11 protein-coding genes are annotated in these 11,280 nt (G+C 66.9%); 8 read left to right on the plus strand and 3 right to left on the minus strand.

Annotated elements, in window-relative coordinates; translation table 11 throughout:
• Window positions 1–35 precede the first annotated feature (35 nt).
• From V3B46_RS00655 to V3B46_RS00665, 3 genes are all read left to right on the plus strand, one after another.
• Window positions 36–752, plus strand: coding sequence for a response regulator (locus V3B46_RS00655; protein WP_329890838.1), 717 nt, complete (start codon window positions 36–38; stop codon window positions 750–752).
• A 3-nt stretch (window positions 753–755) separates the two neighbouring features.
• On the plus strand, window positions 756–1,832 hold the full coding sequence (locus V3B46_RS00660; protein ID WP_329890839.1) for an ATP-binding protein: 1,077 nt from the start codon (window positions 756–758) through the stop codon (window positions 1,830–1,832).
• Window positions 1,833–2,021: 189 nt separating this feature from the next.
• Complete coding sequence (locus V3B46_RS00665; RefSeq protein ID WP_100472544.1) at window positions 2,022–2,948, plus strand: ABC transporter six-transmembrane domain-containing protein; 927 nt, start codon at window positions 2,022–2,024, stop codon at window positions 2,946–2,948.
• 59 nt (window positions 2,949–3,007) lie between these two features.
• Here the strand turns inward: V3B46_RS00665 and V3B46_RS00670 are convergent, their stop codons facing one another.
• Window positions 3,008–3,616, minus strand: coding sequence for a TetR/AcrR family transcriptional regulator (locus V3B46_RS00670; RefSeq protein ID WP_329890840.1), 609 nt, complete (start codon window positions 3,614–3,616; stop codon window positions 3,008–3,010).
• Window positions 3,617–3,785: 169 nt separating this feature from the next.
• Between V3B46_RS00670 and V3B46_RS00675 the strand changes: the two genes are divergently transcribed.
• The 5 genes from V3B46_RS00675 (at window position 3,786) to V3B46_RS00695 (ending at window position 9,229) form a co-directional block, all read left to right on the plus strand.
• The gene (locus V3B46_RS00675; protein ID WP_329890841.1) at window positions 3,786–4,622 is read left to right on the plus strand and encodes a siderophore-interacting protein; all 837 of its coding nucleotides are present in this window, start codon (window positions 3,786–3,788) and stop codon (window positions 4,620–4,622) included.
• A gap of 195 nt (window positions 4,623–4,817) precedes the next feature.
• Window positions 4,818–6,995 carry a TonB-dependent receptor gene (locus tag V3B46_RS00680; RefSeq protein ID WP_329890842.1) on the plus strand — a complete coding sequence of 726 codons (2,178 nt, stop codon included), beginning with the start codon at window positions 4,818–4,820 and terminating at the stop codon, window positions 6,993–6,995.
• Window positions 6,996–7,047: 52 nt separating this feature from the next.
• Window positions 7,048–7,347 carry a DUF3649 domain-containing protein gene (locus tag V3B46_RS00685; protein WP_329890843.1) on the plus strand — a complete coding sequence of 100 codons (300 nt, stop codon included), beginning with the start codon at window positions 7,048–7,050 and terminating at the stop codon, window positions 7,345–7,347.
• Window positions 7,344–8,954, plus strand: coding sequence for a PepSY-associated TM helix domain-containing protein (locus tag V3B46_RS00690; RefSeq protein WP_329890844.1), 1,611 nt, complete (start codon window positions 7,344–7,346; stop codon window positions 8,952–8,954). The genes V3B46_RS00685 and V3B46_RS00690 overlap by 4 nt, the downstream gene beginning before the upstream one ends.
• Entirely contained in the window at window positions 8,951–9,229 is a 279-nt protein-coding gene (locus V3B46_RS00695) for a DUF3325 domain-containing protein (protein ID WP_164088645.1), read from the plus strand. The genes V3B46_RS00690 and V3B46_RS00695 overlap by 4 nt, the downstream gene beginning before the upstream one ends.
• A gap of 255 nt (window positions 9,230–9,484) precedes the next feature.
• On the opposite strand, the gene V3B46_RS00700 is transcribed toward V3B46_RS00695, so the two are convergent.
• Complete coding sequence (locus V3B46_RS00700; RefSeq protein ID WP_329890845.1) at window positions 9,485–10,573, minus strand: DNA glycosylase AlkZ-like family protein; 1,089 nt, start codon at window positions 10,571–10,573, stop codon at window positions 9,485–9,487.
• 77 nt (window positions 10,574–10,650) lie between these two features.
• Window positions 10,651–11,235, minus strand: a complete 585-nt coding sequence (locus tag V3B46_RS00705; RefSeq protein WP_106468148.1) for a TetR/AcrR family transcriptional regulator — start codon at window positions 11,233–11,235, stop codon at window positions 10,651–10,653.
• Window positions 11,236–11,280: the final 45 nt, after the last annotated feature.

Below are 11,280 nucleotides of genomic sequence, written 5' to 3' on the forward strand. Positions count from 1 at the left end.
CTTTGACCGCCCTTGCCCCGAACCTGCAGCACGCAATGAAACACGATCTCCGTAACCGACAGGCACCCTTGGTGCTGATTGCCGAAGATGAGGGCGAAATCGCCGACATCCTCAGTGCCTACCTGACCCGTTCCGGCCTGCGCAGCGCCCGCGCCGCCGACGGTGAGGCGGCACTCGCCAGCCACCGCCAACTGCGCCCGGACCTGGTGCTGCTGGATGTGCAGATGCCAAAACTGGATGGCTGGCAGGTGCTGAGCGAACTGCGGCGGATCGGCAATACCCCGGTCATCATGCTCACCGCGCTCGACCAGGACGTGGACAAGCTGACCGGCCTGCGCGTGGGTGCCGACGACTACGTGGCCAAGCCGTTCAATCCGGCCGAGATCGTCGCCCGCATCCAGGCCGTGCTGCGCCGCAGTGCCCGCACCGTGGCCGAAGAACCCAACGGGCTGATCCGCCAAGGACCCTTCGAGATCGACCTGCGCAGCCACGAGGTGACCGTGCGCCATGGCGAGCAGGTGCACGAACTGAACTTCACCCTCACCGAGTTCCGGCTGCTGGTGCACATGGCGCGTGCGCCACGGCAGGTGCATGCGCGGGCCGATCTCCTGCATGCCTGCCTGCCCGAGGGCGACGCGCAGGAACGCACCGTCGACAGCCATGTCAGCAAACTGCGGCGCAAGCTGGAGGATGTCGGCGTGATCGGCATTCCCGCCACCATCCGCGGCGTCGGCTACCGCTTTCTGGACTGAATGATGAACCCCAAAGGCAAGAGCATCGGACGCCAGATCACGCTGTCCATCACCGTGGCCTCGCTGTGTTCGACGGTGCTGTCGATCAGCGGCTTCTACCTGTTCTATTACCTGATGGAGGTGTTCTATCCACGCTGGTACGACGAGCCGGAAACGATCATGCCGTCCGGGCTGGAATGGCTGTGGATCGGATTGACCGCCACGGTGGTCGTCATCTTCGCCACGCTGGTCGCATCGCGCCTGACCCGGCGCATCATCACTCCGTTGAACTCGGTGGCCGAAAGCCTGCGCCGGGTCGCCAGTGGCGATCTGGAGGCGCGTGCACGCGGTGGTGACACCACGATGGCCGAAGCGGCCACCCTGGTCAGCGATTTCAACTCCATGGCAGAACGGCTGAGCCGGATGTCCGAGAACCGGGTGTTCTGGAACGCCGCGATCGCGCACGAACTGCGCACGCCGATGACCATCCTGCGCGGCCGCCTGCAGGGCATCGCCGAAGGCGTGTTCGAGCCGGGGCCTGAGCAGTTCAACAGCATGCTCACCCAGCTGGAAGGCCTCACCCGCATCATCGAGGACCTGCGCGTGGTCAGCCTGGCCGAGAGTGGTCACCTGGATCTGCGCCTGCAGCGCAGCGATGTCAGCGTGCAGGTGGCCGCGGTGGTGGAAGCGATGTCCGAGGCACTGACCGAGAGCGGTTTCTCGGTGACGCTGGACGCGCGTCCATCGCTGGCCGATTGCGATCCTGCACGCATCCGCCAGGCAGTACTGGCTCTGTTGGAGAATGCACGACGCCATGCCATTCCCTGCCCGTTGCGGGTGGCCGTCACCTTGGCCGAAGGCCATTGCACCGTGGCCGTGGAGGACGGCGGCCCCGGCGTGCCGGACGAGCTGCGCGACAGCATCTTCGAGGCGTTCCAGCGCACCGATGTCTCGCGTTCGCGGCAGAGCGGTGGCTCCGGGCTTGGCCTGGCGGTCGTGCGTGCGATTGCCGTTGCCCATCACGGAACAGCGCTATGCCGGGCCACCGAACGTGGTGGCAGTGCCTTCGAAATCCGCTGGCCGGTGCATTCGCGTCGTTGAGGCGGTAGACACTGCCCTGGTAGCGGCCCACCTTGGTGGGCATTCGAATCGCTGAACGGCGCCGGTTTCTCCACGCAATCTCCATCGTCCCTCCATACCCGCTCCAAAGGGCCGCCGATACTGGGCGTGACCAGGGAGGCGGCAGGTATCCGGCCCCCTGCCCTGCCTCCACCTTGCCCAGGCACCCCAATGAAACACCCGCACGATCCGGCGGCCGCCGCCGGCAGCATCGGCCAGCAGAACGCGGCCGCCACCCTCAAGGCCATCCTGCGCACCTACCCGTGGCAGCTCACCGGCACCTTTTCGCTGGTGGCGCTGGAAAATGCGCTGCTGCTGGCGTATCCGCTGTTTGCCGGCTTCGCGGTGGACGCGATCATCCGCGGCGACATCGGCCACGCCATTTCCTACGCCGGCGTGGTGCTGCTGTTCTGGCTGGTCGGCGCCGCCCGGCGTGCGGTCGATACCCGCACCTTCACCCGAATCTATGCCGACCTGGCGGTGAACGTGGTGCAGGCGCAGCGTAGGCTGGGCCAGGCCACCTCCACCTCGGCCGCGCGCGTTGTTCTGGCCCGTGAGTTCGTCGACTTCTTCGAAAAGCACGTGCCGATCATTGCTACCGCGCTGGTATCGATGTTCGGTGCGGCGGTGATGCTGCTGGTGATCGAACCACTGGTGGGCGCCGCGAGCCTGATCGCACTGCTTGGCGCAGTGTTGCTGATGCCCTCGTTCGCACGCCGCAACGAGCAACTGCATGGCCGCCTGAACAACCGGCTGGAACATGAAATCCGCCTGGTCGACCGGGTCAGTCCGTCGGTGCTGCGTCGCCACTACACAACGCTGTCGCGGCTGCGCATCCTGCTCTCCGATCGCGAAGCCGGCGCCTTCGTCGTCGTTGGTGCAGCGGCAGCGGTGCTGTTCGCGTTGACCATCGGCCGTCTCGCCACTACCGATGGTGTGACGCCGGGCCATGTGTATGCGGTGATGACCTATCTGTGGACCTTCGTCGGCAGCCTGGACGATGCACCATCGATGGTGGATCAGCTGGCGCGGTTGAAGGACATCGGTCGCCGCGTCAGCCCTGGCATGGAAGATGCGGAGCGCAAGGATGCCGCGTGACCGGTAGATGCCCACCTTGGTGGGCAACGATGTATCGCGGCGCCAACCAAGGTTGGCGACTACGTTGCCGTGCGCCCGCACATCGCCAACGCACCGATGATCAACGCTTCCATGCTGCGGTCGAACTCGGTTTCCTGTGCCTTCCGATCCAACGGACGTCGCGTGGTATCTACCACTGCGTGCCGCGAATACACGGTGTCAGCCAAGGCCACAGCGTGATAGGCCACGGTCGACAGCAACCATGCTGCCTGTTCCTGCGGCAGGTCATGCACGCGGCTGAATTCGGCATGGTGACGCTGGATGCGCGCCAGCATCTCCGGTGTCTTCGCGCCGTGGCTGACCAGGAATGGCGCCAGGCCCGGATTGGCATCCACCAGCGCCCGCAGTGAACGTTGGAATGCGCGCAGGTCCGCTTCGATGGAAACATCGGCGTCGGCATCCAGCGCCGGCGCCTGCCAACGCTCGAAGATCGCCTCGGCCACCAGCTCGCGCAGTGCCGCCAGATTCGCCACATGCTTGTACAGCGCGATGTGGCTGACCCCCAGCGCCGCCGCCACGCCCACGAAGCTCAGCCCCGGCAGCGTCATGGCAATGCCGGCATCGGCGATGCGCTCGCGGGTGATGCTGGGCGGCCGCCCACGGGCAGCGGTCTTTTTCGGTGCAGCCATGCGGTAACGGTTCCTGCGCGGTGCGCGGGCAAGGGCTGTCATGGTGGTCTGCGGCAACGCAATGGTCAACGCGCTGCATACGCCTCCAGCAGGCCTGGGTTGCGGGGCGCTCAATTTAGTTTACTATGATGTAACTAATTCGCATTCGCAGCCTTCTGGATCGTTGTCGATGTCCGCGCCCACCCTTTCCACCACCCCGGCCGGGCCGCTGCGCGGCGCAGACCACGACCGTGGCCTGCAGGCGCTGCGCGTCCACGTGGTTGACGTCACCCAGCCCTGCGCCAGCCTGCTCCGGCTGGTCGTGCAGCTGCCGCCACAGGCCGAGCTGGCACCCTGGCAGCGCGCCAACACCGCCGTGCGCATCCAGCTCGGCGCCGCCTTCAGCGATGTGTCACGGATCTACACCGTGCGCAGCGTCGACGCGCAGACGCGCCGTTTCACGCTGGACGTGGTGCTGCACGAGGCACCGGGGCCGATGCTGGCCTGGGTGCGTGCGCTGCAGCCCGGCGACGCCTTCGATCTCACTGGTCCGCGACCGCATCTGCAGGTGCCGCATCGTCAGGGTAGCGTTGCCCTGCTGTTCGCCGACCAGAGTGCCATCCCGGCCCTGTTCGCCTTGCTCCAGCAGTGGCCCAGCGGCCTTCGCGCGCAAGCCTGGATCGCTTCGGATGACCCCTTCCCGGTAGACGAACTGCCCGCCATTGAAGGCGTTTCTGTGCACCGCCTCGCCACCGGTGACGCGCCGTTGCTGCAGCAGGCGCGCCAACTGCGGCCGGAGCCCGGCAACACGGTCTGGGCGGCCGGCGAGCGCGAGGAGATGCGTGCCCTGCGCCGCCACTTCATCGAAACGGTCGGCCTGCCACGCAGCGATGTTGCCGTGGGGGGCTACTGGAAGCGTGGCGAGACCACCACCGAAACCGACCAGCGACGCCGCCGCAATTACGAGCGCGTGCTGGCACGCGGCGGTGGCCTGCAGGACCTCGACGACCTCGCCGACGATATCTGATCCACCCCGCAGCATCCGCGCTCCGCGCTTCGTTCCAGCCAGCCACAGATCGCCCGCGCACCTCGCGTGCAGCACTGCCACAGCGGCAGCGCCGTGCCCTCTGCCAGCCATTCCACAGCTCGCGTCGTCCTGCCCGTGCAGGTCACCGACGGCGCCGTGCTGGCCGATCGCACGACCCATCACACGAGAACTGCCATGTCCCTCCCCCTGCGAGCCCTGTCCCTCCCACGCCGCTCCGCGCTGTCCCTGGCCGCCCGTGCAGCGCTGCTGCCCACCCTGCTGATCGCCACCGCCGCCCACGCCAGCGACGCACCCGATGACGCCCGCCAATTGCCAACGGTGAACGTGCGCGCCGACAAGACCACGCCTGCCGATGCCTACGCCGGTGGCCAGGTGGCCCGCGGAAGCCGCGTCGGCCTGCTCGGCGAGCTCGACTTCATGGACACGCCGTTCAATACCACCCGCTACACCGCCGACTTCATCGACAACATCCAGGCGCCGGACCTGGTGCGGGTCATCGCGCTGACCGATCCCAGCGTCTACAACAGCGGCTCCAGCGGTGGCATCACCGACTACTTCAACATTCGTGGCTTCGGTGTCGCCTCCTCGGACATCGGCTTTGGCGGGCTGTACGGTCTGATCCCCTATTACCGCGTCACCCCCGAACTGGCTGAGAGCATCGAAGTGCTCAAGGGCCCGTCTGCGCTGCTCAACGGCATGCCACCCGGTGGCTCGGTGGGCGGTGCGGTGAACCTCGTGCCGAAGCGTGCCGGCGACACGCCGCTGACCCGCTTCACCGCCAGCTACGGCAGCGATGCGCGATGGGGCGGTCATCTGGATGTCGGCCGCCGCTTCGGCGCGGACAAGCAGTTCGGCGTACGCCTCAATGCCGTGCACCGCGACGGCGACACCGCCACCGACCACCAGCAGCACAAGGCGCAGCTGGCTTCGCTCGGCCTGGACTGGCGTGGTGAGCGCTCGCAGGTGTCGCTGGACCTGTTCAGCAGCCGCGACCATGTGGATGGCCTCAACCGTGGCGTCTCGCTGGCGCCCGGCCTGGCCGTGCCCCGCCCGCCGAAAGCCAGCACCCTGTTTGCACCGGACTGGACCTTCAGCACCGTCAAGGACCAGGCCGCCGCACTGCGCTGGTCGTTCGACATCAATGACCACCTGCAGGCGCATGCCAGCTACGGCCACGGCCATACTGATTTCGATTCCATCGCCAGTGCCACCACGCTGATCACCAATACGGCCGGCGATTTCCGCAACAACTTCGCCCACCAGCGTTTCATCTACAGCAAGGACACCGCCGAAGCGGGCCTCTCGGCACGCTTCCGCACCGGCACGGTCGATCACGCGTTGGCGATCAGTGCGGCCTGGTACCAGCACGACCAGAAGTTCGGCTTCAAGCGCAATCTGCTTGCCCGCGACTGGGTGACCAACCTGTACGACCCACAGTGGGGGCCGGCCATCGATCGCAGCTTCAGTGATGCGTCGCTGCCGAAGACCGCAGAAGTGCGTACCACCAGCTTCGGCATCGCCGACACGTTGTCCTTCGTCGATGATCGCGTGCAGCTGACCCTGGGCATCCGTCACCAGACCGTGCTCAGCGACACCTTCGACGGCAGCACCGGCAAGCGCACCGCACGCTACGACGCCAGCGCCAATACCCCGGCCGGTGCACTGCTGTTCAAGGCCAGCGATCGACTGTCGCTGTATGCCAACTACATTGAAGGCCTCAGCCAGGGCAGTACCGCCCCGGCAACCGCCGCCAACGCTGGCGACGTGTTCCCGCCGTTCAAGACCCGCCAGCGTGAGGTCGGTGCCAAGTTCGACTTCGGTCGCCTGGCCAGCGCATTGAGCGTGTACGAGATCGAAAAGCCCAGTTCCTATACCGACCCGGCCACCAATGTGTTCTCGTTCGGCGGCCAGCAGCGCAACCGTGGCGTGGAATGGACCGTGTTCGGCCAGGCCACCGAGCACCTGCGCGTGCTCGGCGGCATCGGCTGGCTGCAGCCGAAGCTGACCCGCACCCAGGGCGGCATCAACGAAGGCCGGCTGGCGACGGCCACACCCCAATGGCAGGGCAAGCTGGGCGTCGAATGGGACGTGCCGACCGTTGCCGGCCTCACCCTCACCGGCAACGCGGTCAGCCTGTCCAAGGGCTACATCAATGCTGACAACAGCCAGTGGGTGGCGGGCCGCACCGTGTTCGATCTGGGTGCCCGCTATGCGACGCAAGCGGCCGGCCATCCGCTGGTGCTGCGCGCCACCGTGCAGAACCTGACCAACAAGGCGTACTGGGCGGGCAGCCTCGGCTCCGGCCTGGGCACGCCGCGCACCGCCCTGCTGTCGGCCACCGTCGACTTCTGATCCTCGTTTCAAGGGCACCACGCCATTGCGCGTGGTGCCCTGGAGAAGTGCTTTGACCGTTTCCCGTTACCCTTCCGTGCTGGCCTGGCTGCCCCTGGTCTCACGCATCATCGCCGCGTTGTTCGGCGGCTATGTGCTGGCCGCACTGTGCAGCATCGCGGCACTGGCGCTGCCCATTGATGGTCGCCAGGCCGTGTTCACCGGCATGCTGGCCAGCTTCCTGCTGTACGCCGGTGCCGTGGTCTGGGTGTTCGCGGTTCGCTCGGCGTGGCGCGCATGGCTGGGCCTGATCATCGCCGCGCTTCCGCTGTGGTTGATCGCACAGACGCTCGGCAACGGAGGCGCTGCATGAGCAAGGTCGATCGCACCCCCAAGCCACGCGGCATCCGCCAGACCATGTCCGACCTGCATATCTGGGTCGGGCTGCTGGCCGGCTGGATCCTGTACGCGATGTTCCTCACTGGCACCGCCAGCTACTTCCGCGACGAACTCTCGCGCTACACGCGCCCGGAAATCGCCACACCGTCCACGTTGCCGGACGCCGCCACGGTCGCGCAGCGTACCGTCACGGCGATCATGGCCGACACGCCTGCGGCCAGCCAGATCAACCTGGGCCTGCCGAGCACGCGCATGCCGTGGGTGTCGGCGATGTGGGCCAGCCCGGGTGGAAGAGGCCGACATGGTTTCGACTCGGGCCTGTTCGACGCCAGCACCGGCGCGCCGCTGCAGGCACGCGACACCGGCGGCGGCGACTTCTTCTACGCCTTCCACTTCAACCTGCACTACATGCCGGCCATGTGGGGCCGCTGGATCGTCGGCCTGTGTGCGATGTTCATGCTGGTGGCCATCGTCAGCGGCGTGATCACCCACAAGAAGATCTTCGCCGACTTCTTCACCTTCCGCTGGGGCAAGGGCCAGCGCTCATGGCTGGATGGGCACGCGGCGCTGTCGGTGCTCGGGCTGCCTTTCCATTTCATGATCACCTGGAGCGGGCTGGTGATGCTGGCGGTGCTGTACATGCCGTGGGGCCTGGCCAAACTGCCGGACAAGCGCCAGCAGGCCGAGGTGGTCAGCGAGATGCGCCTGTTCCTGCCCCCGCAGAAAGCCGCCGGCCACCCTGCTCCGCTCACCAACGTCGGTGCACTGGTGCAGCAGGCCGAGCAGCGCTGGGGAGCCGGCGCTGTAGGCAGCGTGCAGGTGCAGAATCCCGGCGACGAGAACGCACGCGTGGCCGTGGTGCGTGCGCAATCCAGCCGTGTTTCGACCACCCCGAACTATCTGCTGTTCGACGGCAGCGGTGGGCAGTTGCTGCAGATCAAGGAACACTCGGGCGTTGCCGCCGATACCCAGGGCGTGCTGTATGGCCTGCACCTGGGCCGCTTCGCCGATGCCGCCCTGCGCTGGCTGTACTTCATCGTCAGCCTGGCCGGCACTGCCATGGTCGGCACTGGGCTGGTGCTGTGGACGGTGAAGCGCCGTGCGCAGCTGCCCGATCCGCAGCAACCCTACTTCGGCTTCCGTCTGGTCGAGCGGCTCAACATCGCCACTGTCGCCGGCCTGTCGGTGGCGATGACCGCCTACCTATGGGCGAACCGCCTGCTACCGACTGCCATGGACGGGCGCGCGGCGTGGGAGGTGCATGTGTTCTTCCTGGTCTGGGCGGCCATGTTCGTGCACGCCACGCTGCGCACACCGAAGCGTGCATGGATCGAACAGTTCCTGCTGGCGGCATTGCTGCTGGCGCTGCTGCCGGTGCTGACCGCGGTGACCACGCTGCATCCGCTGTGGCGCACGCTGGCCGCGGGCGATTGGGCGTTTGCCGGCACCGACCTTACCCTGCTGGCATTGGCCGCCCTGCACACGCTGCTGGCCTGGCGCACCTGGCGGCATGCGCCGAAGGTGAAACGCGCGCGGCCGTCTGCCGCGTCACGCACTGCGGCACCGGAGGCCAGCGCATGATGCACGTCATTCTGTTCGTGTTGTCTCTGGCCGCGTTCGCCTGCCTGGCACTGGCGATGGAGCGCCATCAGCGAGACGTATTGCGTCGTGTGTTGAGCGCGCAGGCAACCCAGCAGCTGCGGGCCATAGGCTGGGCGCTGCTGGTATTCAGTGCCGTGTTCGCGATGCGTGGGCTGGGGGTGGGTTTCGGTCTGGCCGCATTGTCCGGTCACACCAGTGTTGCCGCTGGCGTGGTCGTGCTGGCGATGGTGGCGCATGGGCGATGGAATCGGTAGATGCCCACCTCGGTGGGCACCGGTGGAAGCCAGCGCCAACCAAGGTTGGCGACTACCGGGCCTGAGCGGCGTTGCTTTGGTAGCTGCCCACCTCTGTGGGCACCGATGCATCGCGACGCCAACCAAGGTTGTCGACTACCGGGCCTGAGCGGCGTTGCTTTGGTAGCTGCCCACCTTGGTGGGCACCGGTGCATCACGGCGCCAACCAAGGTTGTCGACTACCTGGACCTGCAGGCACCCATGCGCCGCTTGGCGCTACAGGAACTCCGCCATGCGCTGCAGCTCGTCGTCCAGCGCGCCACGAAATACCTTGTCGCGGGCCAGCGACTTGCCGGCATAACCCACGTTCGACACCAATTCACCGTCGCGCACGCTGAGATTGGCCCAGCCCACCACCTGGTCGTGCCACAGCACCGGTAGTGCGTAGTAGCCGTACTGGCGTTTCGGCGCAGGCGTGTAGGCCTCGAACTTGTAGACCCAGCCCCACAGCAGCTCGAAGCGGCGGCGGTCCCACACCACCGGGTCGAACGGGGCCAGCAGGCGCACCTGTTCGTCCGGCGCATGGCGGCGCGAGCGCGGATTCTCGTCTGCCGGCCAGTACCAGGTGGTGCCCTCCAGCGTGCAGCTGGCCAGTTGTTGCTTGGCTAACGCCAACGCCTGTCGGGTCTGCTCGGCCAGATGTGGTGCGCCATAACCCAGCAGGCGCACCAGATAGGTCAGGCTGGCCGACGGCAGCGGCGCGTACTTGCGCACCACCAGATCGATCAGGGCGGCGGCGCGTTCGATCTGCGCCTGCGCGCTGGCATCGGATTCCGCGTGCTCGGCCACGGCATAGATGCGGGTGCCACTGTCGCGCCGCTGCACGCGCAGCAGGCCACGGTAGTGCATGCCATCCAGCAGGTGCGTGCTGGCATTGCTGGTGCCGCCCCAGTAGTTGGTCACCCGCCCATGCGCGAACGCCTGGTCCACCTCGCGCGGATGCACGCTGCCGCGCTCGCGCACGAAGGCCAGTACATCCGCCGCGCGACGCTGGGTCTCGGCGTCCCATACGCGCTTGGACACACGCGGATGCATCAACGCCAGATGTTCGCGTGGCAGGAAGCCGTAGTTCACCAGGCAATCTTCCTCCACCGGCAGGCGCGTATAGCGCCGCTCCAGATCACCGGCGCGGTAGTCCTTCACCCGATGGCGCAGGGTCAGGTCCTGTGCGCGTGCCGGCGCCCGGATCGGGTCAGCCTGCACGAAGCCCAGGCGACGGATCGCGGTCAGCAGCGTGGTGGGTTTGAACAGCGTGCGCGCCACCGCATGGCGACGCAGATCATCGAGGGTGGGCGTGGCAGGCATGGCCGCATTGTAGATCCACGCCATGCATGGAGGGGGCCGTGGCGAACCGTGCAACCGCATCCACGCATGGCGTGGATCTACCGAAGTTCCAACACCTCCAGCGAACCGATCACCAGCGCACGCATGCCCTGCTTGAACTCGGTGATCACCTGGCCCTCTTCGTCGTCGGCAATCCCGTAGACCGTGTCCGCACCGGCAATGCAGTAGAAAGCAATCGTGGCCAGCAGCCAGCGCGCCTTGTCCAGCGGCAGGCCGAACACCTCGGCCACATGGGCCTGGTGCGAGGCGATCTTCTCCAGCATCGGCGTGGTCGCCACCGAACGGCGCAACAGGTACGGCGGTAGTCCGGGGTGCGCTTTCACCACCTCGCACAGCGATTCCACGAACCCCAGCAGGTAAGCCTGCAGCCCGCCCGGTGCATCGGCCGACGCGCGCGGAATCTGCCAGCGCTGGAACACCGTATCGGCCACCAGCCGCTTCAAGGCCTCCAGGTTGGCCACACGCTTGTAGAGCGCGGCCTGGGTCACCGCCAGTTCGGCGGCCACGTTGGCCATGGTCAGGTTCGGCAGGCCCAACGTGATGCCGATGTCGGCCAAGCGATCGGGGGTGATGGTGGGCGGACGGCCACGGGCCGACGCCGGGGTTTCAGGGTGCATGTTCATACCGTAGTGAGGGTGCCAGCAAAGGGACCCTCTTGTCCGCTTCAT

Source organism: Stenotrophomonas sp. SMYL11, from assembly GCF_036320005.1.
In the GTDB taxonomy this organism is placed as follows: domain Bacteria; phylum Pseudomonadota; class Gammaproteobacteria; order Xanthomonadales; family Xanthomonadaceae; genus Stenotrophomonas; species Stenotrophomonas maltophilia_A.

Bases quoted from the DNA above. Each gene is read 5' to 3' on its own strand.
- V3B46_RS00655 (WP_329890838.1), top strand. From the start codon at position 36: ATGAAACACGATCTCCGTAACCGACAGGCACCCTTGGTGCTGATTGCC.
- V3B46_RS00660 (WP_329890839.1), top strand. From the start codon at position 756: ATGAACCCCAAAGGCAAGAGCATCGGACGCCAGATCACGCTGTCCATC.
- V3B46_RS00665 (WP_100472544.1), top strand. From the start codon at position 2,022: ATGAAACACCCGCACGATCCGGCGGCCGCCGCCGGCAGCATCGGCCAG.
- V3B46_RS00670 (WP_329890840.1), bottom strand. From the start codon at position 3,616: ATGGCTGCACCGAAAAAGACCGCTGCCCGTGGGCGGCCGCCCAGCATC.
- V3B46_RS00675 (WP_329890841.1), top strand. From the start codon at position 3,786: ATGTCCGCGCCCACCCTTTCCACCACCCCGGCCGGGCCGCTGCGCGGC.
- V3B46_RS00680 (WP_329890842.1), top strand. From the start codon at position 4,818: ATGTCCCTCCCCCTGCGAGCCCTGTCCCTCCCACGCCGCTCCGCGCTG.
- V3B46_RS00690 (WP_329890844.1), top strand. From the start codon at position 7,344: ATGAGCAAGGTCGATCGCACCCCCAAGCCACGCGGCATCCGCCAGACC.
- V3B46_RS00695 (WP_164088645.1), top strand. From the start codon at position 8,951: ATGATGCACGTCATTCTGTTCGTGTTGTCTCTGGCCGCGTTCGCCTGC.
- V3B46_RS00700 (WP_329890845.1), bottom strand. From the start codon at position 10,573: ATGCCTGCCACGCCCACCCTCGATGATCTGCGTCGCCATGCGGTGGCG.
- V3B46_RS00705 (WP_106468148.1), bottom strand. From the start codon at position 11,235: ATGAACATGCACCCTGAAACCCCGGCGTCGGCCCGTGGCCGTCCGCCC.